At 71.0% G+C, this 21893-nt stretch carries 19 protein-coding genes; 8 read left to right on the forward strand and 11 right to left on the reverse strand.

Features of this window, described 5'->3' with window-relative positions:
* Nucleotides 1–6: 6 nt before the first annotated feature.
* The 6 genes from ACGF4C_RS05620 to ACGF4C_RS05645 all read right to left on the reverse strand — a co-directional run bounded on the left by ACGF4C_RS05620 (nt 7) and on the right by ACGF4C_RS05645 (nt 5875).
* Nucleotides 7–1263, reverse strand: coding sequence for a cysteine desulfurase (locus tag ACGF4C_RS05620; protein WP_362141360.1), 1257 nt, complete (start codon nt 1261–1263; stop codon nt 7–9).
* Nucleotides 1260–2024, reverse strand: a complete 765-nt coding sequence (gene sufC / locus ACGF4C_RS05625) for a Fe-S cluster assembly ATPase SufC (RefSeq protein ID WP_030411903.1) — start codon at nt 2022–2024, stop codon at nt 1260–1262. Before sufC ends, ACGF4C_RS05620 begins: the two co-directional genes overlap by 4 nt.
* Nucleotides 2025–2031: 7 nt before the next feature.
* Nucleotides 2032–2349: a non-heme iron oxygenase ferredoxin subunit gene (locus ACGF4C_RS05630; protein WP_030411902.1), complete on the reverse strand. Its 318-nt coding sequence runs from the start codon at nt 2347–2349 to the stop codon at nt 2032–2034.
* Entirely contained in the window at nt 2346–3530 is a 1185-nt protein-coding gene (gene sufD, locus ACGF4C_RS05635; RefSeq protein WP_030411901.1) for a Fe-S cluster assembly protein SufD, read from the reverse strand. Before sufD ends, ACGF4C_RS05630 begins: the two co-directional genes overlap by 4 nt.
* Before the next feature lie 63 nt (nt 3531–3593).
* Nucleotides 3594–5015, reverse strand: a complete 1422-nt coding sequence (gene sufB, locus ACGF4C_RS05640) for a Fe-S cluster assembly protein SufB (protein WP_265363213.1) — start codon at nt 5013–5015, stop codon at nt 3594–3596.
* Nucleotides 5012–5875 carry a helix-turn-helix transcriptional regulator gene (locus ACGF4C_RS05645; protein WP_393563542.1) on the reverse strand — a complete coding sequence of 288 codons (864 nt, stop codon included), beginning with the start codon at nt 5873–5875 and terminating at the stop codon, nt 5012–5014. The genes sufB and ACGF4C_RS05645 overlap by 4 nt, the downstream gene beginning before the upstream one ends.
* A 199-nt stretch (nt 5876–6074) precedes the next feature.
* On the opposite strand from ACGF4C_RS05645, the gene ACGF4C_RS05650 reads away from it, so the two are divergent.
* The 3 genes from ACGF4C_RS05650 to ACGF4C_RS05660 all read left to right on the forward strand — a co-directional run bounded on the left by ACGF4C_RS05650 (nt 6075) and on the right by ACGF4C_RS05660 (nt 9027).
* Nucleotides 6075–7037, forward strand: a complete 963-nt coding sequence (locus ACGF4C_RS05650; protein WP_393563544.1) for an ABC transporter ATP-binding protein — start codon at nt 6075–6077, stop codon at nt 7035–7037.
* An 88-nt stretch (nt 7038–7125) separates the two neighbouring features.
* Entirely contained in the window at nt 7126–7920 is a 795-nt protein-coding gene (locus ACGF4C_RS05655) for an ABC transporter permease (RefSeq protein WP_393563546.1), read from the forward strand.
* Between the two features lie 96 nt (nt 7921–8016).
* On the forward strand, nt 8017–9027 hold the full coding sequence (locus ACGF4C_RS05660; RefSeq protein ID WP_393563548.1) for a heme A synthase: 1011 nt from the start codon (nt 8017–8019) through the stop codon (nt 9025–9027).
* On the opposite strand, the gene ACGF4C_RS05665 is transcribed toward ACGF4C_RS05660, so the two are convergent.
* From ACGF4C_RS05665 to ACGF4C_RS05675, 3 genes are all read right to left on the reverse strand, one after another.
* Nucleotides 9000–10064: an amidohydrolase gene (locus tag ACGF4C_RS05665; protein ID WP_393563549.1), complete on the reverse strand. Its 1065-nt coding sequence runs from the start codon at nt 10062–10064 to the stop codon at nt 9000–9002. The genes ACGF4C_RS05660 and ACGF4C_RS05665 overlap by 28 nt on opposite strands.
* A gap of 129 nt (nt 10065–10193) precedes the next feature.
* Nucleotides 10194–10580 (reverse strand): hypothetical protein, encoded by a 387-nt coding sequence (locus ACGF4C_RS05670; protein ID WP_201802090.1) that lies wholly within the window; start codon nt 10578–10580, stop codon nt 10194–10196.
* A 15-nt stretch (nt 10581–10595) separates the two neighbouring features.
* A complete protein-coding gene (locus tag ACGF4C_RS05675) occupies nt 10596–11567 on the reverse strand; it encodes a heme o synthase (protein WP_351534391.1) in 972 nt (323 codons plus the stop codon).
* A gap of 435 nt (nt 11568–12002) precedes the next feature.
* Here ACGF4C_RS05675 and tkt point away from each other — a divergent pair, with 435 nt between their 5' ends.
* From tkt to pgl, 5 genes are read left to right on the forward strand one after another with little or no spacing between them, the layout of a single operon-like run.
* The gene (gene tkt / locus ACGF4C_RS05680) at nt 12003–14090 is read left to right on the forward strand and encodes a transketolase (protein WP_393563552.1); all 2088 of its coding nucleotides are present in this window, start codon (nt 12003–12005) and stop codon (nt 14088–14090) included.
* Between the two features lie 34 nt (nt 14091–14124).
* Nucleotides 14125–15243 carry a transaldolase gene (gene tal / locus ACGF4C_RS05685; protein ID WP_393563554.1) on the forward strand — a complete coding sequence of 373 codons (1119 nt, stop codon included), beginning with the start codon at nt 14125–14127 and terminating at the stop codon, nt 15241–15243.
* Nucleotides 15244–15248: 5 nt separating this feature from the next.
* Nucleotides 15249–16781, forward strand: a complete 1533-nt coding sequence (gene zwf, locus ACGF4C_RS05690; RefSeq protein WP_030411890.1) for a glucose-6-phosphate dehydrogenase — start codon at nt 15249–15251, stop codon at nt 16779–16781.
* Nucleotides 16778–17839, forward strand: coding sequence for a glucose-6-phosphate dehydrogenase assembly protein OpcA (gene opcA, locus ACGF4C_RS05695; RefSeq protein WP_393563556.1), 1062 nt, complete (start codon nt 16778–16780; stop codon nt 17837–17839). Before zwf ends, opcA begins: the two co-directional genes overlap by 4 nt.
* On the forward strand, nt 17836–18618 hold the full coding sequence (pgl, locus tag ACGF4C_RS05700; protein ID WP_393563557.1) for a 6-phosphogluconolactonase: 783 nt from the start codon (nt 17836–17838) through the stop codon (nt 18616–18618). The genes opcA and pgl overlap by 4 nt, the downstream gene beginning before the upstream one ends.
* Nucleotides 18619–18798: 180 nt before the next feature.
* Here the strand turns inward: pgl and pgi are convergent, their stop codons facing one another.
* Nucleotides 18799–20451: a glucose-6-phosphate isomerase gene (gene pgi, locus ACGF4C_RS05705; protein WP_393563929.1), complete on the reverse strand. Its 1653-nt coding sequence runs from the start codon at nt 20449–20451 to the stop codon at nt 18799–18801.
* Nucleotides 20452–20508: 57 nt separating this feature from the next.
* Complete coding sequence (locus ACGF4C_RS05710; RefSeq protein WP_393563559.1) at nt 20509–21849, reverse strand: MFS transporter; 1341 nt, start codon at nt 21847–21849, stop codon at nt 20509–20511.
* Nucleotides 21850–21893 lie beyond the last annotated feature (44 nt).

Genomic DNA, 21893 nt, shown 5'->3' on the forward strand with positions numbered 1-21893 from the left:
GCGTGGTCATCCGAAAAAGTTCCGCACGTGCTCCAGGCCCTCGACCAGGGCGTCGACCTCGGCCGGGGTGGAGTACAGATAGAACGACGCTCGCGTGGTCGCAGGAATTCCGTAGCGCAGGCACACCGGCCGTGCGCAGTGGTGGCCCACGCGGACCGCGATCCCCTGCTCGTCGAGGACCTGGCCGACGTCGTGCGGGTGGATGTCGCCGAGCGTGAAGGAGATCGTCGCCCCGCGGTCCTCGGCCGAGCTCGGGCCGATGATCCGCAGGTCGGGGACCTCCAGCAGCCGCTTGACGGCGTACTCGGTGATCACGTGCTCATGGGCGGCGATCTTGTCCATGCCGATCGAGGAGAGGTAGTCCACGGCCGCGCCGAGGCCGACGGCCTGAGCGATCGGGGGCGTACCGGCCTCGAACTTGTGCGGCGCCGGCGCGTAGGTCGAGGAGTGCATGGACACCGTCTCGATCATTTCGCCGCCGCCCAGGAACGGGGGCAGGTCCTCCAGCAGCTCCTGGCGGCCCCACAGGACGCCGATGCCGGTCGGGCCGCACATCTTGTGGCCGGTGAAGGCCACGAAGTCGGCCTGCAGCGCCTGCACGTCCAGCACCATGTGCGGGGCGGCCTGCGAGGCGTCGATGCAGACCAGCGCGCCGACCTCCTGGGCCCGCCGGATGATCGTCTCGACCGGGTTGAAGGTGCCCAGCAGGTTGGAGACCAGCGTGAACGAGACGATCTTCGTCCGCTCGGTGATGACCTCTTCGATGTTCGAAAGGTCCAGGCGGCCGTCGTCGGTCAGGCCGAACCACTTCAGCTGCGCACCCGTGCGCTGCGAGAGCAGCTGCCACGGAACGATGTTGGAGTGGTGCTCCATCTCCGTGATGACGATCTCGGTCTCACGGTCCACGCGGTAGGGCTCGTCGGCCCAGCCGAGCATGTTCGCGACGAGGTTGAGCGACTCCGAGGCGTTCTTGGTGAAGATCACCTCGTCGCGGCTCGGCGCGTTGATGAAGGCGGCGACCTTGTCACGGGCGCCTTCGTACAGCGCCGTGGCCTCCTCGGCGAGCACATGCACGCCGCGGTGGACGTTGGCGTTGTGACGTTCGTAGTAGGCGTTCAGGGCGTCGAGGACCTGGCGCGGCTTCTGCGAGGTCGCCGCATTGTCCAGGTACACGATCTTCCGGCCGTCGTGGACCTGGCGGTCCAGGAGGGGGAAGTCCTTACGGATCGCCTCTGTGTCGAGGAGGCCCGGCAGCTGTGTCACGCGGTCGTACCACCCTTCACGTATGCCTCGTAGCCCTCGGCCTCCAGCTTGTCCGCCAGCTCCGGGCCGCCGGACTCGGCGATCCGCCCGTTGGCGAAGACGTGGACGTGGTCGGGCTTGATGTAGCGCAGGATGCGCGTGTAGTGAGTGATCAGCAGGGTGCCGACCTGGCCGGTCTCGCGGACGCGGTTGACGCCCTCGGAGACGATGCGCAGCGCGTCGACGTCCAGACCGGAGTCGGTCTCGTCGAGGATCGCGATGGCCGGCTTGAGCAGCTCCAGCTGGAGGATCTCGTGGCGCTTCTTCTCACCGCCGGAGAAGCCCTCGTTGACGTTGCGCTCGGCGAAGGCGGGGTCCATGTTCAGGCGCTCCATGGCCTCCTTGACCTCCTTGACCCACAGCCGCAGCTTGGGGGCCTCGCCGCGGATCGCGGTGGCGGAGGTGCGCAGGAAGTTGGAGACGGAGACGCCGGGGACCTCGACCGGGTACTGCATGGCGAGGAAGACACCGGCGCGGGCGCGCTCGTCGACGGACATCGCGAGGACGTCCTCGCCGTCGAGGGTGACGGTGCCGCCGGTGATCGTGTACTTCGGGTGACCGGCGAGGGAGTAGGCGAGGGTCGACTTGCCGGAGCCGTTGGGGCCCATGATGGCGTGCGTCTCGCCCTGCTTCACGGTCAGGTCGACGCCCTTCAGGATCTCGCGCTGGCCGTTCTCGGCCTCGACGGAGACGTGCAGGTCGTGGATCTCAAGCGTTGCCATGGGTGACTCAGGACTCCTGGGTGACGGAGACGAGCACGTCGTCCCCTTCGATCTTTACGGGGTAAACGGGGACGGGGCGCGTCGCGGGGAGGCCGGACGGCTTGCCGGTGCGCAGGTCGAAGCTCGAACCGTGCAGCCAGCACTCGATCGAGCAGTCCTCGACCTCGCCCTCGGAGAGGGAGACGTTCGCGTGCGAGCAGATGTCGTTGATCGCGAACACCTCGCCCTCGGTGCGGACCAGGGAGATGGGCGTGCCGTCGATCTCCACCCTCTTGGGGGTGTCCTCCTCCAGCTCGCTCAGCGCCGCTGCGCGTACGTAGCTCATACCGCGGACGCTTCCAGCTCGGCCTCGATCTTGCTCATCAGGCGCTCCTCGACGTCCGGGAGGCCGATCTGCTGGACCAGCTCGGCGAAGAAGCCACGGACGACGAGCCGGCGGGCCTCCTCGGCGGGGATGCCGCGGGCCATCAGGTAGAAGAGCTGCTCGTCGTCGAAGCGGCCGGTCGCCGAGGCGTGGCCGGCGCCGACGATCTCGCCGGTCTCGATCTCCAGGTTGGGCACCGAGTCGACCCGCGCGCCGTCGGTGAGGACGAGGTTGCGGTTGAGCTCGTAGGTGTCCGTGCCGGTGGCCGAGGCGCGGATGAGGACGTCGCCGATCCAGACGGCGTGTGCGTCCTCGCCCTGCAGCGCGCCCTTGTAGGTCACGTGCGAGCGGCAGTTGGACGCCTCGTGGTCGACGAAGAGGCGGTGCTCGTGGTGCTGGCCCTGCTCGGTGAAGTACAGGCCGTAGAACTCGGCCTCGCCGCCGGGGCCGGCGTACGTGACGCGCGGGTGCAGGCGGACGAGGTCGCCGCCGAAGGTGACGACCACGGACTTGAAGGTGGCGTCCCGGCCGACCAGGGCGTTGTGCTGGCCGGTGTGGACGGCCGACTCGTCCCAGTCCTGGACGGAGACGACGGTCAGCTTGGCGCCGTCACCGAGGAGGTAGTCGACGTTGGCGGCGAGCACCGCGTCACCGGTGTGGTCGATGACCACGACCGCCTCGGCGAACGCGCCGAGCTCGATGACCTGGTGGCCGAAGGCGGTGCCGCCCTCGCCGTGCACCGAGATCCGGATGGGCTCGCTGAGCACGGTCTCCTTGGGGACCGTGACCACCGAGGCCTTCTCGAACGAGCTGTACGCCTGGGCGGCGACCCGGTCGACGGGCTTGCCGGCCTTGCCGACCCGCGGGTCGGCGCGGTCGACCAGCTCGTGGGTGACGCCCTCGGGCGCGGTGATGTCGATCTTCAGGTCGGGACCGCCGGCCGCGGCGGAGCCGTCGTGCAGGCCCTTCAGGCGCGCGAGGGGGGTGAACCGCCACTCCTCCTCGCGGCCGTGCGGCACCGGGAAGTCCGCCACGTCGTAGGACGGCGGGGCGCTCATCCGGGTGGCGACGGTGGACTCCGCGGCCACCGCGATGGAGCCGGTGGTCGTGGAACCCGCCGGGATGTTCTGAGCCTCAGCCATGGCTGTCGTAGTGCTCGCTTTCTGCGTCAAGAAGGGTGCTGCGGGCGGGGACGGGCGGCCGGGTCAGCCGACCGCGCCCTCCATCTGCAGCTCGATCAGCCGGTTCAGCTCCAGGGCGTACTCCATCGGCAGCTCACGGGCGATCGGCTCGACGAAGCCGCGCACGATCATCGCCATGGCCTCGTCCTCCGACAGACCGCGGGCCATCAGGTAGAACAGCTGGTCCTCGCTGACCTTGGAGACGGTCGCCTCGTGGCCCATGGAGACGTCGTCCTCGCGGACGTCGACGTAGGGGTAGGTGTCCGAGCGGGAGATGGTGTCCACCAGCAGGGCGTCACACAGCACGTTGGACTTGGAGCCCGCGGCACCCTCGCCGATCTCGACCAGACCGCGGTAGGAGGTCCGGCCGCCACCGCGCGCCACCGACTTGGAGACGATGTTGGACGAGGTGTTCGGCGCCATGTGGACCATCTTGGAGCCGGCGTCCTGGTGCTGGCCCTCGCCGGCGAAGGCGATGGACAGGGTCTCGCCCTTGGCGTGCTCGCCCATGAGGTAGACCGCCGGGTACTTCATCGTCACCTTGGAGCCGAGGTTGCCGTCGACCCACTCCATGGTCGCGCCCTCGTAGGCGACGGCGCGCTTGGTGACCAGGTTGTAGACGTTGTTCGACCAGTTCTGGATGGTCGTGTAGCGGCAGCGGCCGCCCTTCTTGACGATGATCTCGACCACCGCGGAGTGCAGCGAGTCCGACTTGTAGATCGGCGCGGTGCAGCCCTCGACGTAGTGGACGTAGGCGTCCTCGTCGACGATGATCAGCGTCCGCTCGAACTGGCCCATGTTCTCGGTGTTGATCCGGAAGTAGGCCTGCAACGGGATGTCGACGTGGACACCCTTGGGGACGTAGATGAACGAGCCGCCGGACCAGACCGCGGTGTTCAGCGAGGCGAACTTGTTGTCACCGACCGGGATGACCGTGCCGAAGTACTCCTGGAAGAGCTCCGGGTGCTCCTTCAGCGCGGTGTCGGTGTCCAGGAAGATGACGCCCTGCGCCTCCAGGTCCTCACGGATCTGGTGGTAGACGACCTCGGACTCGTACTGCGCGGCGACACCGGCGACCAGGCGCTGCTTCTCCGCCTCGGGGATGCCGAGCTTGTCGTAGGTGTTCTTGATGTCCTCGGGCAGGTCCTCCCAGGAGGCGGCCTGCTGCTCGGTGGAGCGGACGAAGTACTTGATGTTGTCGAAGTCGATGCCCGACAGGTCCGAGCCCCAGTTGGGCATGGGCTTCTTGTCGAACAGCCGCAGGCCCTTGAGGCGCAGCTTGAGCATCCACTCCGGCTCGTTCTTCTTCGCCGAGATGTCGCGGACGACGTCCTCGGAGAGACCGCGCTTCGCCGAAGCGCCGGCCACGTCGGAGTCGGCCCAGCCGTATTCGTAGTTGCCCAGACCCTCGAGTTCGGGGTGAGCAGTCTCCGTGGGGAGCGTCATGCGGGGTTCCTCCCGGCCGTGCTTGCAGATGATGTCGTGGTCTGGTGGGGGCGCTCACCGGCTCGGTGAGCTGCCTTGCCGACGCCGGCCTTCGGGACGAAGGTCGTGCACACCCCGTCGCCGTGGGCGATGGTGGCAAGGCGCTGTACGTGGGTCCCGAGCAATCGGGAGAAGACCTCGGTCTCCGCCTCGCACAGCTGCGGGTACTGCTCGGCGACGTGTGCGACCGGGCAGTGGTGCTGGCAGAGCTGTTCACCGAGCTGGGGGTTGGGGGCGCTGCGCGCCGTAGCAGCGTACCCGTCCGCGGTCAACGCCCTCGCCAGGGCCTGGGTGCGGGCCTCCGGGTCGGCGCTGTCGACCGCCTCGCGGTAGACCTCGGCCTGGGCGGCCAGCCGGGCCCGGGCGAAAGCGGCGACTGCCGCCTCGCCCTGCTCGCCGCCACCCGCGCTCTGCGCGATCCAGCGCAGCGCGTCGGAGGCGAGCTGGTCGTAGGCCTGGTCGAAGGCGTCCCGCCCACAGTCGGTGAGGGCGAAGGCCTTGGCCGGGCGGCCGCGGCCGCGGCTGCCGTAGACCCGCTGCTCGCGGGGCTCGACGACGCCCTCGGCGACCAGCGCGTCCAGGTGCCGGCGGACGGCGGCCTGGGTCAGCTCCAGACGGAGGGCGAGCTCGGCGGCGGTGGACGGACCGTGGTCGAGGATGGAACGGGCGACCCTGTTGCGGGTGCCCTGCTGTTCGTCGTGTGACACGGGGGCGGCCTGCGGGGCCGGCGTCGCCCGGGCATCCGGTCCGGGCGCGGAGGCGGCCGGCCCGGCGGTCGTGCCGACCCCGGGCTCTCGCTGATCCTCGCTCGCGTATTTCACAACGCCATTGTTGCGTAATTCGTCAAAGCGATTCAAGCGCGGTCCGGATGGCGGGATGGTGGCCTCTATCACTTAGGTTCACCTCATTTCAACCCCGCCCCTTGGCCCGCGATCCGGTCGCGGACCTGCGAGGACGCGCACTGATACGGGGCGAGCCCCCACTGACGGCGGTGCGGCCGTTCTTCGTAGACTGCGCGGCATGCGCAGCACCTCCCCGGGGAGCACTCCCCGGCCCCCCGGACGGGCGCCGGCCGTCGAGGTCACCGGCCTGGTCAAGCGGTACGGGACGAAGACCGCGGTGGACGGGCTCGACCTGAGTGTCGCCCACGGCACGGTGACCGCCGTGCTCGGGCCCAACGGCGCCGGCAAGACCACCACCGTCGAGACCTGCGAGGGCTACCGCCGCCCGGACGCCGGCACGGTCCGCGTCCTGGGCCTGGACCCGGTCGCCGACGCGGCCGCGCTGCGCCCCCGGATCGGCGTGATGCTCCAGTCGGGTGGCGTCTACGCGGGCGCCCGCGCCGAGGAGATGCTGCGGCACACCGCCACCCTGCACGCCCACCCGCTCGACGTCGGCATGCTCATCGACCGGCTGGGCCTGGGCTCCTGCGGCCGGACGCCCTACCGGCGGCTCTCCGGCGGCCAGCAGCAGCGGCTGGCGCTGGCCATGGCCGTGGTCGGCCGCCCGGAGCTGGTCTTCCTCGACGAGCCGACGGCCGGCCTGGACCCGCAGGCCCGCCGCGCCACCTGGGACCTCGTACGGGAACTCCGCGCCGACGGCGTGAGCTGCGTGCTCACCACCCACTTCATGGACGAGGCCGAACAGCTCGCCGACGACGTCGCGATCATCGACGGCGGCCGGGTGATCGCCCAGGGCAGCCCCGACGAGCTGTGCCGCGGCGGCGCCGAGAACAGCCTGCGCTTCACCGGCCGGCCCGGCCTCGACCTCGCCTCCCTCCTCAAGGCACTGCCCGCGGACAGCGCCGCCTCGGAGCCCGCCTCCGGCATCTACCGCGTCCACGGCAAGATCGACCCGCAGCTGCTGGCCACGGTCGCCTCGTGGTGCGCGCAGAACGGCGTGATGCCGGACGCGATAGCCGTCGAGCGGCACACCCTGGAGGACGTCTTCCTGGAGCTGACCGGCAAGGAGCTGCGCGCATGAGAGGGACCCACGCGTCTTTCGGCCGGGGGTCCGGGGGTTGTCCCCCGGGAAGGCACAGCCTGGAGCTGACCGGTAAGGAGCTGCGCGCATGACCGCCACCGAGGCCGGGACCGCCACCGGAACGGGCGCGTTCGCCCCGCGGCCCGGCGCCGCGCCGCTGCCCCGGATGATCCGGGCCCAGGCGGCCCTGGAGACCCGGATGCTGCTGCGCAACGGCGAGCAGCTGCTGCTCACCGTGATCATTCCGACGCTGCTGCTGGTGCTCTTCTCCGCCGTCGACATCGTCGACACCGGAGCGGGCCGGGCGGTGGACTTCCTGGCGCCGGGCATCCTCGCGCTGGCCGTGATGTCCACCGCGTTCACCGGCCAGGCCATCGCCACCGGCTTCGAGCGCCGCTACGGCGTCCTCAAGCGGCTCGCCGTCTCGCCGCTGCCGCGCTGGGGGCTGATGACCGCGAAGACCTGTGCGGTGCTGGTCACCGAGGTCCTGCAGATCGTGCTGCTGACGGCGGTGGCCCTCGCGCTGGGCTGGTCCCCGCACGGCAGCCCGCTCACCGTGCTGCTGCTCCTGATGCTGGGCACGGCCGCTTTCTCGGGGCTGGGACTGCTGATGGCCGGGACCCTGAAGGCCGAAGCGACCCTGGCCGCGGCCAACCTCGTCTTCCTGCTGCTCCTGGTCGGCGGCGGGGTGATCGTCCCGCTCACCAAGTTCCCGGCGGCCGCCCAGGCGGTGCTGCACCTGCTGCCGATCTCGGCCCTCTCGGACGGGCTGCGCGAGGTGCTCCGGCACGGCGCGGCGGTGCCGTGGTCCGACCTGGGCATCCTCGCCGTGTGGGCCGTCCTGGGGCTGGGCGCGGCGGCGAAGTTCTTCCGCTGGGAGTAGTCCCGGGGTGGGCCGATCGGGTTTCGGACCCCGGGCTGCCGACCCCCGGGACCCCCTCGTGAAAACTTGCACAAGCCGCCGCATACCATGGCTCCCGTGCCGAATTCGCTGAATCCCCTTGAGCTGATCGCCCGCCGCTGGCAGCCGTCCGCGGCCTTCGTGCGGCGGGCCGCGCTGGCGACCGTCGTGATGGCCGTGATCATCGTCGTGACCGGCGGCGCGGTCCGGCTCACCCAGTCCGGACTGGGCTGCTCGACCTGGCCGAAGTGCACGCCGGAGAGCCTCACGCCGACCCACGCGATGGGCATCAACGGCCTCATCGAGTTCGGCAACCGCATGCTGACGTACGTGCTGTGCGCGTTCGTCGGGCTGTTCATCATCGCCGCCCGCGCCCGGCACCCCCGGCGCCGCTCGCTCACCCGCCTCGGCTGGGCGCAGTTCTGGATCGTGATGGGCAATGCGGTCTGGGGCGGCATCGTCGTGCTGACCGGCCTGAACCCGTACCTCGTCGCCGCGCACTTCCTGCTGTCCACGGCCCTGCTCACGGTCGCCGTGCTGAGCTGGAAGCGGGCCGGCGAGGGCGACGACGAGCCGCGGGACGTGACCGCCCGCCCGGTCCGGCAGCTGGCCTGGCTGCTGGTGGCGGTGACCGGCGCGCTGACCGTCATCGGCACGGTCGTCACCGGCGCCGGCCCGCACGCCGGCGATGCGCACAAGGTCCACCGCATCCCGCTGAACTGGCAGGAGATCACCCAGCTCCACGTCGACTTCGTCTACGTCGTGGTCGGCCTGAGCGTGGCCCTGTGGTTCGCGCTGCGCGCCGTCAAGGCACCGGCCGCCGCCCGCCGGACCGTGCTGGAACTGTTCGCCTGCCTCGCGCTGCAGGGCGTCATCGGCTACGTCCAGTACTTCCTGGGGCTGCCCGAGATCGTCATCGGGCTGCACATGCTGGGGTCGACGCTGGTGTGGATCGCCGTGCTGCGGGTGGCGCTGTCGCTGCGCGACCGCGGGCCGCTCCAGGAGGACGAGCCCGAGGCCGGCGACGCGCCGGCCGCCGCGGACGAGGCGCCCGCGGAGCCTCAGGTGGCCTCCGCGCCGAGCCGGTAGATCCGGCGGGCCGTCCCGGACGCGATCATCCCGGTGATCCGCCGCCCGTCCTCCGCCCCGCACAGCCCCTCGGTGGTCCACTCCCCGACGAGGCGGTCCATGGCGCGCAGGAAGGACCGGGCGGCGGTCACGTAGAGCTCGGGCAGCCCGCGGGCGCCGGAGGAGAACAGCAGCTTGCCGAACGGCGCGTGCGGCAGGGTCTCGGCGGGGCAGGGCCCGGTGTCGGCGTACACATGGGCGTGCGCGGCGGCGAGCTGGGCGGCCCGGCGGTGGTGCGGGGCCGCGGGCAGCAGGACCAGGTCCGCGCCGATCCCGGTGGTGGCCCGCAGGAAGCCGGCCAGCGGCCGCGGATCGGGGCAGTGCAGCTGTACGGGTAGGCCGGTGGCGACCGCGCTCCACAGCAGGTGCCGTACGAGGGCCGGCTCGGTGAGCCGGTCGCCGGGGCGGCGGGCGCGCAGCCAGCGGTCCGCGGCGCGCCGCACCTCGCCGGCCTCGGGAGCGTGTCCGTCGCAGTAGGTGGCGCCGGAGGCGAAGGCGGTGGCGTGCTGGGCCGCCGCGTAGAGGGCCTCGGCGGTGTAGCCGAGGAAGGATTCGACGCTGCCGGAGGTGTCGGCGACCTGCTCGGCGAGCGGTTCGAGCCGTACGACCTCGTGGGCGCGGGCCTCGGCGGCGGTGGCGATCTCGGCGGCCGAGGTCAGTTCGCTGGGGGCGCCGGCCTCCAGCAGGAAGGTGCCGATGCCGGAGCCGCGGAGCAGCATCCGGCCGGCCGCGTAGGCGCCCACCTCGCGTCTGCGGGCCAGATAGCGGGCCGGCGGACAGTGCGGCTCCAGGCCGAGCAACGGCGGGCACCAGCGGCGTATCGCGAGCCCGGTGAGGCTGTCGAAATAGCTGGTGCCGGCGGGGGCCGGGCCGTGGGCGCCGACCGCGGCGGCCAGATGCGTCTCGAAGGAGCCGAGGCCGAGTTCGCCGTGCACGGCGCCGTGGCTGTACTGATCGATGAGCGGTGGCTGATCCGCCGGGAAGGGAAGGCCGTCCATCCGCTCCTCCTCCCCAGAGCCCGCCGGGCGTGGCCGGAACGCCGCGCCCGGTGGGCTTAACGGAGGAGGGGGTGGTGAGGTAGCGGGCTCCGCTTCCGGCGCGCGCCCCGGCGCGCCGCCGCACCGTCCTCAGGCGTTGGCCGGGCCGCCCAGCTGGAGGCCCGCCATCCGCGACCACTCGTAGCGGCCGGTGCGGACCTTGGCGGCGAGTTCGCCGTCGAAGTCGTCGTGGAGGGTGAGACCGGCCCGGGTCGCGGCGTCCTTGGCCTCGTCGTACGTACGGGCGACGAGGTTGCCCCACTCGCCGTTGGCCCCGACGAGGGCGATCCGGACGCTGCCGCGGGCGATGTGCGCGAGCTGGCCCTCGGCGCTGCCGCCGTGGGAGTCGGCGAAGGCGCGGATCTGCCGGGCGAGCCGCGCCGCGCGCTTGCCGGCCCGCTTCTCGTCCTTGGTGGCGGCCGCCGCGCCGACCGCCGTCTGCTCGTCCGCCTGCTGGGTGTCTGCCATGGACAGCATGCTACCCACGAGTAATCACCGAAGGAAGGGATCCACGGCGACGGCGACGAACAGCAGGGACACATAGGTGATGGACCAGTGGAACAGCCGCATCTCCTTGAGCTTGGCGCCGGTGACCTCGGCCTTGGCGCGGTTCTGCAGCCCGTGCGCCTCCCACAGCCAGAAGCCGCCGGCGAGCAGCGCCACCGCGGTGTAGAACCAGCCGGTGTAGCCGAGCGGCGTCAGCAGCAGGGACACCCCGACCATCACCCAGCTGTAGACGACGATCTGCCGCGCGACCACCTTGTTGGAGGCGATGACCGGAAGCATCGGCACGCCCACCCGCGCGTAGTCGTCCTTCACCTTCATGGACAGCGGCCAGTAGTGCGGCGGCGTCCAGAAGAACATGACCAGGAAGAGGATGACCGGCGCCCACGACATGGAGTCGGTGACCGACGACCAGCCGATGAGGACGGGCAGGCAGCCCGCGATACCACCCCACACGATGTTCTGCGACGTCCGCCGCTTGAGGATCATCGTGTAGACGACGACGTAGAAGAGCAGCGCGCCCAGGGACAGCCAGGCCGACAGCCAGTTGACCGCGAAGCCGAACAGGAGCGTGGAGACCACCGCGAGGGAGATGCCGAAGACCAGGCACTCGTTCGGGCTCACCATGCCGGTGACCAGCGGACGCTGCGAGGTGCGCTCCATCAGGGCGTCGATGTCGCGGTCGTACCACATGTTCAGGGCGTTGGCGCCGCCCGCGGAGAGGTAGCCGCCGACGCAGGTGACGAGCACCAGCCACAGGTCGGGCACACCCTGCTGAGCGAGGAACATCACCGGAACCGTGGTGATCAGCAGCAGCTCGATGATCCGCGGCTTGGTCAGCGCCACGAACGCCTTGACGCGGGCCCCGAACGGACGGCGACCTGGACCACCCGGGCTCTCGGAGAGCACCCCCGCAGGACGGGATTCGACGGCCGTCACGCACACCCCTGGAAGTAACATCAGCGGCTCCCGCCGCGGATGGAAATAAGGCTCGCAAGCCCTTACGACTCCGTGAACCGGGTAAAAGCTTGCGCGTACCACGCCACTTTAGACGTTGGCCATACGGCGGTCTTCGCGGGGGTGGGGTCGTGTTGGGGCCCGTGCGGCGGGGTGGCGGCGGCAGCTTTCCCCGGGCGTTCGCCCGCTGTTCAGGAGGCGGGCGGGACCGCCGCCCGGCAGTCTGGTCGTATGGCCGTGGCCGCCGGGCCGGGAATGTCCGGCCCGGTGATCCGGTTGCCCGGAGCGACGAACCCCGTGACGGCCACGCAGCGACTGAGCACCGAAAACACCGAATGAGCGTCGAAAAGACGCCCGCACTTACGGGGGTAGGCTCGACACCGCCTGGCGGACATACGTCCGTGGCATTCGACATGTGGAGAGGAGCCCTGACTCAGGGTGAGCACCAAGCCGACCACCACAGAATTCGAGTGGACCGAACTGGACCAGCGGGCGGTGGACACCGTCCGGGTCCTGGCCATGGACTCCGTGCAGAAGGTCGGTAACGGCCATCCGGGTACGGCCATGAGTCTGGCGCCCGCCGCCTATGTGCTGTTCCAGAAGCTCATGCGGCACGACCCCGCGGACGCCGACTGGACCGGCCGTGACCGGTTCGTCCTCTCCGCGGGCCACTCCAGCCTGACGCTCTACATCCAGCTCTTCCTGGCCGGCTACGGCCTGGAGCTGGACGACCTCAAGGCCTTCCGCACCTGGGGCTCGAAGACCCCCGGCCACCCGGAGTACGGCCACACCACCGGCGTGGAGACCACCACCGGCCCGCTGGGCCAGGGCGTCGCCAACGCGGTCGGTATGGCCATGGCGGCCCGCTACGAGCGCGGCCTGTTCGACCCGGACGCGGCCCAGGGCTCCTCGCCGTTCGACCACTACATCTACGCGATCGCCGGCGACGGCTGCCTCCAGGAGGGCATCTCCGCCGAGGCGTCCTCGCTGGCCGGCCACCAGAAGCTCGGCAACCTCATCATGCTGTGGGACGACAACCACATCTCGATCGAGGGCGACACCGAGACCGCCATCTCCGAAGACACCGTGAAGCGGTACGAGGCCTACGGCTGGCACGTACAGCGCGTGGCGCCCAAGGAGAACGGCGACCTCGACGCCGAGGCGCTGTTCCGCGCCATCGAGGCCGCGAAGGCGGTGACCGACAAGCCGTCGTTCATCGCGATGCGCTCGATCATCGCCTGGCCGGCCCCCCACGCCCAGAACACCGAGGCCGCGCACGGCTCGGCGCTGGGCGAGGAGGAGGTCGCGGCCACCAAGCGCGTCCTGGGCTTCGACCCGGAGAAGCACTTCGAGGTCACCGACGAGGTGCTCGCGCACACCCGCGGCGCCCTCGACCGCGGCCGGGACGCCAAGAAGGAGTGGGAGAAGTCCTTCGCCGCCTGGCGCACCGCCAGCCCGGAGCGCGCCGCGGAGTTCGACCGGATCGCCGCCACCGAGCTGCCCGAGGGCTGGGAGGACCACCTCCCCGTCTTCGAGACCGGCAAGCCGGTCGCCACCCGCGCCGCGTCCGGCAAGGTGCTGCACGCGCTGGGCGCGGTCATCCCCGAGCTGTGGGGCGGCTCCGCGGACCTCGCGGGCTCGAACAACACCACCATCGACAAGACGTCGTCGTTCCTGCCCGAGGGCAACCCGCTGCCGGAGGCCGACCCGTACGGCCGCACCATCCACTTCGGCATCCGCGAGCACTCCATGGCCGCGGAGATGAACGGCATCGCGCTGCACGGCAACACCCGCATCTACGGCGGCACCTTCCTGGTGTTCTCCGACTACATGCGCAACGCCGTCCGGCTGTCGGCCCTGATGCACCTGCCGGTGACGTACGTGTGGACGCACGACTCCATCGGTCTGGGCGAGGACGGCCCGACCCACCAGCCGGTCGAGCACCTGGCCTCGCTGCGCGCCATCCCGGGCCTGAACATCGTGCGCCCGGCCGACGCCAACGAGACCGCCCTCGCCTGGCGCGAGATCCTCAAGCGCTACACGAAGAAGTTCGGCGTGGGTGCCCCGCACGGCCTCGCGCTGACCCGCCAGGGCGTCCCGACGTACCCGGCCAACGAGGACACCGCCAAGGGTGGTTACGTCCTCTTCGACGCCGAGGGCGGCGAGCCCCAGGTCGTGCTGATCGGCACCGGCTCCGAGGTGCAGCTGGCCGTCGAGGCGCGCGAGCAGCTGCAGGCCGCGGGCGTTCCGACCCGCGTGGTGTCGATGCCGTGCGTCGAGTGGTTCGAGCAGCAGGACCAGGAGTACCGCGACAGCGTGCTGCCGCCGTCGGTCAAGGCGCGGGTCGCCGTCGAGGCGGGCATCGGCCTGACCTGGCACCGCTTCGTGGGCGACGCCGGACGCATCGTGTCGCTGGAGCACTTCGGCGCCTCGGCCGACGGCAAGGTCCTCTTCCGCGAGTTCGGCTTCACCGCCGACGCGGTCGCCGCCGCCGCCCGGGAATCGCTCGAAGCCGCCGCGCGCTGACGCACGTACACGACGAGTAGGAGATGCAGAACCCATGACAGACGCACTCAAGCGCCTCTCCGACGAAGGCGTCGCGATCTGGCTGGACGACCTGTCGCGCAAGCGCATCACGTCCGGCAACCTCGCCGAGCTGATCGACCAGCAGCACGTCGTCGGCGTCACGACCAACCCGTCGATCTTCCAGAAGGCGATCTCCTCGGGCGACGGCTACCAGCAGCAGGTCGCCGACCTCGCCGCCCGTAAGGTCACCGTCGAGGAAGCCATCCGCATGATCACGACGGCGGACGTCCGGGACGCCGCCGACGTCCTGCGGCCGGTCTTCGACGCCACCGGCGGGCAGGACGGCCGGGTCTCCATCGAGGTGGACCCGCGCCTGGCCCACCACACCGCGGCGACCATCGCCGAGGCCAAGCAGCTGGCGTGGCTGGTGGACCGCCCGAACACGCTGATCAAGATCCCGGCCACGAAGGCGGGCCTGCCGGCGATCACCGAGGTCATCGGCCTGGGCATCAGCGTCAACGTCACGCTGATCTTCTCGCTGGAGCGCTACCGCGAGGTGATGGACGCCTACCTCGCGGGCCTGGAGAAGGCCAAGGCCGCGGGCCTGGACCTGTCCCTGATCCGTTCGGTGGCCTCGTTCTTCGTGTCCCGCGTGGACACCGAGATCGACAAGCGCCTGGACAAGAACGGCACCGACGAGGCCAAGGCCCTCAAGGGCAAGGCCGCGCTGGCCAACGCCCGGCTGGCCTACCAGGCGTACGAGGAGGTCTTCTCCTCCGACCGCTGGGCCGCCCTGGACAAGGCCGGCGCCAACAAGCAGCGTCCGCTGTGGGCCTCGACCGGCGTCAAGGACCCGGCCTACAAGGACACGCTGTACGTGGACGAGCTGGTCGCCCCGGGCACGGTCAACACCATGCCGGAGGCCACCCTGGAGGCCACCGCGGCGCGCGGCGAGATCACCGGCAACACCATCGCCGGCACCTACGAGGCGGCGCAGGCCGATCTCGACGCGATCGGCGCGCTCGGCATCTCGTACGACGATGTCGTCCAGCTCCTGGAGGACGAGGGCGTGGAGAAGTTCGAGGCCGCCTGGAACGACCTGCTCAAGTCGACCGAGGCGGAGCTCAAGCGCCTCGCTCCCTCGGAGGGCTGATCCCCTTGACCGCTGTTCATGGAGCGAACCCGCTTCGTGACGCCGCGGACCGACGGCTCCCGCGCATCGCGGGGCCGTCGGGCCTGGTCATCTTCGGCGTCACGGGCGATTTGTCCCGGAAAAAGCTGATGCCCGCCGTCTATGACCTGGCGAACCGCGGCCTGCTTCCGCCCGGCTTCTCCCTCGTCGGATTCGCCCGCAGGGAGTGGGAGAACGAGGACTTCGCGCAGGAGGTGTACCAGGCGGTCAAGGAACACGCCCGTACGCCGTTCCGCGAGGAGGTCTGGCAGCAGCTGGTGCAGGGCTGCCGCTTCGTCCAGGGCAACTTCGACGACGACGAGGCGTTCGAGACCCTCAAGGACACCATCAACGAGCTCGACAAGGCCCAGGGCACCGGCGGCAACTTCGCCTTCTACCTGTCCGTGCCGCCGAAGTTCTTCCCCAAGGTCGTCCAGCAGCTCAAGAAGCACGGACTGGCCGACCAGAAGGAGGACTCCTGGCGCCGCGCGGTCATCGAGAAGCCGTTCGGGCACAACCTCGAAAGCGCCCAGGAGCTCAACCGGATCGTCCACGAGGTCTTCCCGCCCAACGAGGTCTTCCGGATCGACCACTACCTGGGCAAGGAGACCGTCCAGAACATCCTGGCGCTGCGCTTCGCCAACACGATGTTCGAGCCGCTGTGGAACCGCAGCTACGTCGACCACGTCCAGATCACGATGGCCGAGGACATCGGCATCGGCGGCCGGGCCGGCTACTACGACGGCATCGGCGCGGCCCGTGACGTCATCCAGAACCACCTCCTCCAGCTGCTCGCACTGACCGCCATGGAGGAGCCCGCCTCCTTCGAGGCCGACGCCCTGGTCGCGGAGAAGACCAAGGTGCTCGGCGCGGTCCGGCTGCCCAAGGACCTGGGCAAGGAGACGGTGCGCGCGCAGTACGCGGCCGGCTGGCAGGGCGGCGAGAAGGCCGTCGGCTACCTGCAGGAAGACGGCATCGACCCGAAGTCGAAGACCGACACCTACGCCGCGATAAAGCTGTCGATCGACAACCGCCGCTGGGCGGGCGTCCCCTTCTACCTGCGCACCGGCAAGCGGCTGGGCCGCCGGGTCACCGAGATCGCGGTGGTCTTCCAGCGCGCCCCGCACTCCCCCTTCGACCACACCGCCACCGAGGAACTCGGCCAGAACGCCCTGGTCATCCGCGTCCAGCCGGACGAGGGCGTGACCGTGCGGTTCGGCTCCAAGGTGCCCGGCACGTCGATGGAGGTCCGCGACGTCTCGATGGACTTCGCCTACGGCGAGTCCTTCACCGAGTCCAGCCCCGAGGCGTACGAGCGCCTGATCCTCGACGTCCTCCTGGGCGACGCCAACCTCTTCCCGCGACTGGAGGAGGTCGAGCAGTCCTGGCGCATCCTCGACCCGATCGAGGAGTACTGGGACCGGCACGGCAAGCCCGCGCAGTACCCGGCGGGCACCTGGGGCCCGGCCGAGGCGGACGAAATGCTCGCACGAGACGGACGGAGCTGGCGTCGGCCATGAAGATCGATCTGACGGAAACCACGGCCAGCAAGATCAACAAGGCGCTGGTGGAGGGCCGTCGCGCCGTCGGCACCCCCGCCATCGGCATGGTGCTCACGCTCGTCATCGTCACCGACGAGGAGAACGCCTACGACGCCCTCAAGGCCGCCAACGAGGCGTCCCGGGAGCACCCCTCGCGCACCCTCGTAGTCATCAAGCGGGTCAGCCGGTCGCCCCGCGACCGCGCCAAGGCCCGCCTGGACGCGGAAGTGCGGGTCGGCACCGAGGCCGGCACCGGCGAGACGGTCGTCCTGCGGCTCTACGGCGAGGCCATCGACCATGCCCAGTCCGTGGTGCTGCCGCTGCTGCTGCCGGACGCCCCGGTAGTGGTGTGGTGGGCGGTCAACGCCCCGCTGGACCCGGCCAAGGATCCGCTGGGCGCGCTCGCCCAGCGCCGGGTGACCGACGCCTACGCCTGTGAGCGCCCGGTGCAGGAGCTCTCCGCGCGCGCGGAAACGTACACGCCGGGCGACACCGACCTGGCCTGGACCCGGATCACGCCCTGGCGCTCCATGCTGGCGGCGGCGCTCGACCAGGGCCCGTGCACGGTCACCTCCGCCGAGGTCGAGGGCGAGGAGTTCAACCCCAGCTGCGAGCTGCTCGCCATGTGGCTCGCCAGCCGGCTGAACGTCCCGGTCTCCCGCAAGGTCTCCGGCGGCCCGGGCCTCACGGCGGTACGCATGCAGTCCAGCGGCGGCCCCATCGTGCTCGACCGCCCCGAGGCCTCGCTGGCCACGCTCTCCATGCCCGGCCAGCCCGACCGCTCGGTGGCGCTCAAGCGCCGGGAGACCGCGGAACTGCTCGCCGAGGAGCTCCGCCGGCTCGACCCGGACGACATCTACGCCGCCGCCCTGAAGTTCGGCGTGGAACGCCTCGGCGACGGCAGCGGCGACGGGGCCCCGGCGAACGCCAAGGGCACCACGGCCGAGGGCGAGTCGTCGGCGTCCGCCGACGGCAACCCGGCCAAGGCCGCGTCCGCGGGGAAGAAGGCGCCCGCCAAGAAGGCGGCCACCAAGTGAGTGCTCCCGAAGTCGTCGTCCACCGCGACAAGGAGCTGATGGCGAAGGCGGCGGCGGCCCGGCTGATCACGAAGATCGTGGACGCCCAGGCCGCCCGCGGCTCCGCCGCCATCGTGCTGACCGGCGGGCGCAACGGCAACGGGCTGCTCGCGGCCCTCGCCGAGGCGCCCGCCCGGGACGCCGTGGACTGGTCCCGGCTCGACCTGTGGTGGGGCGACGAGCGCTTCCTGCCCGCGGGCGACCCGGAGCGCAACGACACCCAGGCCCGCGCGGCGCTGCTCGACAGCGTCCCGCTCGACCCGGCCCGGGTGCACCCGATGCCCGCCTCGGACGGCCCGTACGGCAACGACCCCGACGCCGCCGCCGAGGCGTACGCCGCCGAACTCGCCGCCGCAGCAGGCCCGGAGGACCACGGCCCGGTCCCGTCCTTCGACGTCCTGCTGCTCGGCGTCGGCCCGGACACCCACGTCGCGTCGCTCTTCCCCGAGCTCCCCGGCGTACGGGAGACCGAGCGCACGGTGGTCGGGGTGCACGGCGCGCCCAAGCCGCCGCCCACCCGGATCTCACTGACCCTGCCCGCGATCCGCGCGGCACGGCAGGTCTGGCTGCTGGCGGCCGGCGAGGACAAGGCCAACGCGGCGGCCATCGCGCTCTCCGGCGCGGGCGAGGTCCAGGCCCCGGCGGCCGGCGCACGCGGCCGCAGCCGCACGCTCTGGCTCCTCGACGAGCCCGCCGCGGCCCAACTGCCGCGCGGCCTCTACCCCCCGGCGTCGGCCTGAGCCGGCGGCCTTCGCGGCCGGCCGTTCCATGGCGCCCTGCGGGCCCCGTCCTCCTTGAGGGCGGGGCCCGTGGCGTGTCTGCGGAAGGCACCGGCGTGCGCAGCCGCGAGGGGCCGCGACGAGTGTGTCGTCGCGGCCCCTCGGTTCCGGCTTCGGCCGGGGTGGTGGGGTGCCGGGGGGTCAGCGGCCGCGGAGGGCGCGGTACTTGGCGACCAGGGCGGTGGTCGAGGGGTCGAGGCCGGGTACGTCGGCGCCTTCGGTGAGGGCCGGCTCGACGCGCTTGGCGAGGACCTTGCCGAGTTCGACGCCCCACTGGTCGAAGGAGTCGATGTTCCAGACCGCGCCCTGGACGAAGACCTTGTGCTCGTACAGCGCGATCAACTGGCCGAGTACGGACGGGCTGAGTTCCTTGGCGAGGATCGTGGTGGTGGGGCGGTTGCCCTGGAAGGTCTTGTGCGTGACCAGTTCCTCGGCCACGCCCTCGGCGCGCACCTCGTCGGGCGTCTTGCCGAAGGCCAGCGCCTGGCCCTGGGCGAAGAGATTGGCCATCAGCAGGTCGTGCTGGGCCACCAGGCCGGGCTGCAGGTCGGCGACAGGTTCGGCGAAGCCGATGAGGTCGGCCGGGATCATCTTCGTGCCCTGGTGGAGCAGCTGGTAGTAGGCGTGCTGGCCGTTCGTGCCGGGCGTGCCCCAGACGACCGGTCCGGTCTGCCAGTTGACCCGGTGGCCCTCGCGGTCCACGGACTTGCCGTTGGACTCCATGTCCAGCTGCTGGAGGTAGGCGGTGAACTTGGAGAGGTAGTGGCTGTACGGCAGTACCGCGTGCGACTGGGCGTCCCAGAAGTTGCCGTACCAGATGCCGAGGAGACCCAGCAGGAACGCGGCGTTCTCCTGCGGCGGGGCACAGCGGAAGTGCTCGTCGACGAGGTGGAAGCCGGCCAGCATCTCGCGGAAGTGTTCCTTGCCGATGGCGATCATCAGCGAGAGGCCGATCGCGGAATCGTAGGAGTAGCGGCCGCCGACCCAGTCCCAGAACTCGAACATGTTGTCCGGGTTGATCCCGAACTCGGTCACCTTCTCGGTATTCGTGGAGAGGGCGACGAAGTGCTTGGCGACGGCTGACTCGTCGGCCCGGAGGCCGGTCAGCAGCCAGTTGCGGGCCGAGGTGGCGTTGGTGATCGTCTCGATGGTGGTGAAGGTCTTCGAGGCGATGATGAAAAGCGTCTCGGCCGGGTCGAGGTCGCGGACGGCCTCGTGCAGGTCCGCGCCGTCCACGTTGGAGACGAAGCGGAACTGCATGTCCCGGTGGGTGTAGGCGCGCAGCGCCTCGTAGGCCATGGCGGGGCCGAGATCCGAGCCGCCGATGCCGATGTTGACGACGGTCTTGATGCGCTTGCCGGTGTGGCCCTTCCAGTCGCCGGAGCGGACCCGGTCGGAGAAGGTGCCCATCTTCGTCAGGACGTGCTGGACGGCGGGGACGACGTCGGTGCCGTCGCTCTTGATGACCGCGGAGCCGGGTGCGCGCAGCGCGGTGTGGAGCACGGACCGCTGCTCGGTGACGTTGATCTTGTCGCCGCGGAGCATCGCGTCGCGCAGTTCGGCCACGCCGGTCGCCGCGGCCAGGTCGCCGAGCAGCCGCAGCGTTTCGTCGGTGACCAGGTGCTTGGAGTAGTCCAGGTACAGGTCGCCGACCTGGAGGGTGTAGCGGTCGGCGCGCGCGGGGTCGCGCTCGAACAGTTCGCGGAGGTGCACCTCCCCCAGCTGTTCGCGGTGCTTGCTCAGCGCGGTCCACTCAGGCATCTGGTCGAGCCTGCTGCGGCCTTGTGGGTTCATCTCGGACATCAGCCTTCTTCATCTCGTACCGGCCCCGCCGTCTCCCAACCTAATTGATCAGCGCGCGGTGGGGGCACCTCCCACTCGAGCGAAGCCGAGAGTGGGGGAAGGTATCTGTCCGCTGTCGGTCGGTGCGCTGTCCGGCATCTGACGAACCGGTGGACGGGCGGGGAGGAGAGCCAGGGCGGCGAGGCCCAGCAGGCCGGCGGCGAGGAGGGCGGGACTGCGGGAGCCGTACGCCGTGGCGGCTGCGCCGCCGAGCAGTCCGCCGAGGGGTGCGGTGCCGATGGACATCGTCCGGAACGCGGCACTGATGCGGCCGAGGAGGGCGGCCGGGGCGCGCTGTTGGACGACAGTGGCCTCAAGGACGGTGGCCACCGTGCCGGCGAAGCCGAACAGGCCCAGGAGCACCGCCGCGGCGCCGGTCGCGGACACCGTGCCGAACCCCACCAGGAGCAGGGTCTGCAGCACTCCGGTGAGGAGCGCGGCACGGAACGGACTGCCGGCCACGGCGATGATGCGGGCCGCGCAGAGGCCACCCAGCACCGTTCCGATGCCGTATCCGGTCGTGATGACGGCGTAGCCGGTGTTCCCGGCGCCCAGACCGTCCTTGACGACCACCACCAGGGTGGCGATGAGCGCCCCCATGCCGGTGTTGGCCAGCGCCACCGACAGGCAGAACGCCCGCAGGACCCGGTCGCGCCACAACTCCCGTATGCCCTCGGTGAGGTCGCAGCGCAGGGTGTGTCCGGTGGCGGCCGGCGGGCGGGCCGGTGGCGGGGTGCGCAGGGAGGCGACGAGGCCGGCCGCGAGGAGGTACGTCAGGGCGTCGGTCAGGAAGGGGAGCGCGGCGCCGAGCGCGATGAGCGCCGGGGCGAGCGGGCCGCCGAGGAACCGGTGGGCGACCTCCTGGCCGGTCAGCAGGCGGGCGTTGGCGGTGGTCAGTGACTCCTGGGGCACGAGCGCGGGCAGCAGGGCCGTGGCGGCGTTGTCGAACAGCGTCTGGAGGGTGGTGAGCGCGAAGGCCAGCGCGAGCAGCAGTCCGATACCCGCCCGGCCGGATGCCACGGCCAGCGCGAAGCCGGCCATCAGCAGTCCGCGGGCCACGTCGACCGTCCACATGGCCCGGCGCTGGTCCATGCGGTCCGCGACCGCGCCGCCGGGCAGCCCGAAGAGCAGCCAGGGCAGGAAGCCGCAGACGGTGACCAGGGAGATCAGCAGCGGGGAGTCGGTGAGGGAGTACGCCAGCAGCGGCAGGGCCGTGCCGCGCAGGGCGTCGCCGAAGCGGGAGACGGCGGCCGCGGTCCACAGCCGGCCGAAGCCCCCGCGCCAGGTGAGCGGGCCGGCCGCGCCCGTCGCCCGGTCCGCCGTCCGCGGCGCCCTGTCCGTATGCGTCATGTCGCCCCCCGTGCTGTTGCCCGTTGTCCCCCGTGGCCGCGCGT

This window comes from Streptomyces sp. NPDC048197 (assembly GCF_043202395.1).
GTDB classification, from domain to species: domain Bacteria; phylum Actinomycetota; class Actinomycetes; order Streptomycetales; family Streptomycetaceae; genus Streptomyces; species Streptomyces siderophoricus.

Coding starts and splice junctions, on each gene's coding strand:
- ACGF4C_RS05630 (WP_030411902.1), bottom strand. CDS start 2,349: ATGAGCTACGTACGCGCAGCGGCGCTGAGCGAGCTGGAGGAGGACACC.
- tal (WP_393563554.1), top strand. CDS start 14,125: ATGACAGACGCACTCAAGCGCCTCTCCGACGAAGGCGTCGCGATCTGG.
- sufB (WP_265363213.1), bottom strand. CDS start 5,015: ATGACGCTCCCCACGGAGACTGCTCACCCCGAACTCGAGGGTCTGGGC.
- ACGF4C_RS05650 (WP_393563544.1), top strand. CDS start 6,075: ATGCGCAGCACCTCCCCGGGGAGCACTCCCCGGCCCCCCGGACGGGCG.
- ACGF4C_RS05665 (WP_393563549.1), bottom strand. CDS start 10,064: ATGGACGGCCTTCCCTTCCCGGCGGATCAGCCACCGCTCATCGATCAG.
- ACGF4C_RS05710 (WP_393563559.1), bottom strand. CDS start 21,849: ATGACGCATACGGACAGGGCGCCGCGGACGGCGGACCGGGCGACGGGC.
- ACGF4C_RS05655 (WP_393563546.1), top strand. CDS start 7,126: ATGACCGCCACCGAGGCCGGGACCGCCACCGGAACGGGCGCGTTCGCC.
- sufD (WP_030411901.1), bottom strand. CDS start 3,530: ATGGCTGAGGCTCAGAACATCCCGGCGGGTTCCACGACCACCGGCTCC.
- opcA (WP_393563556.1), top strand. CDS start 16,778: ATGAAGATCGATCTGACGGAAACCACGGCCAGCAAGATCAACAAGGCG.
- ACGF4C_RS05675 (WP_351534391.1), bottom strand. CDS start 11,567: ATGTTACTTCCAGGGGTGTGCGTGACGGCCGTCGAATCCCGTCCTGCG.
- pgi (WP_393563929.1), bottom strand. CDS start 20,451: ATGAACCCACAAGGCCGCAGCAGGCTCGACCAGATGCCTGAGTGGACC.
- sufC (WP_030411903.1), bottom strand. CDS start 2,024: ATGGCAACGCTTGAGATCCACGACCTGCACGTCTCCGTCGAGGCCGAG.
- ACGF4C_RS05670 (WP_201802090.1), bottom strand. CDS start 10,580: ATGCTGTCCATGGCAGACACCCAGCAGGCGGACGAGCAGACGGCGGTC.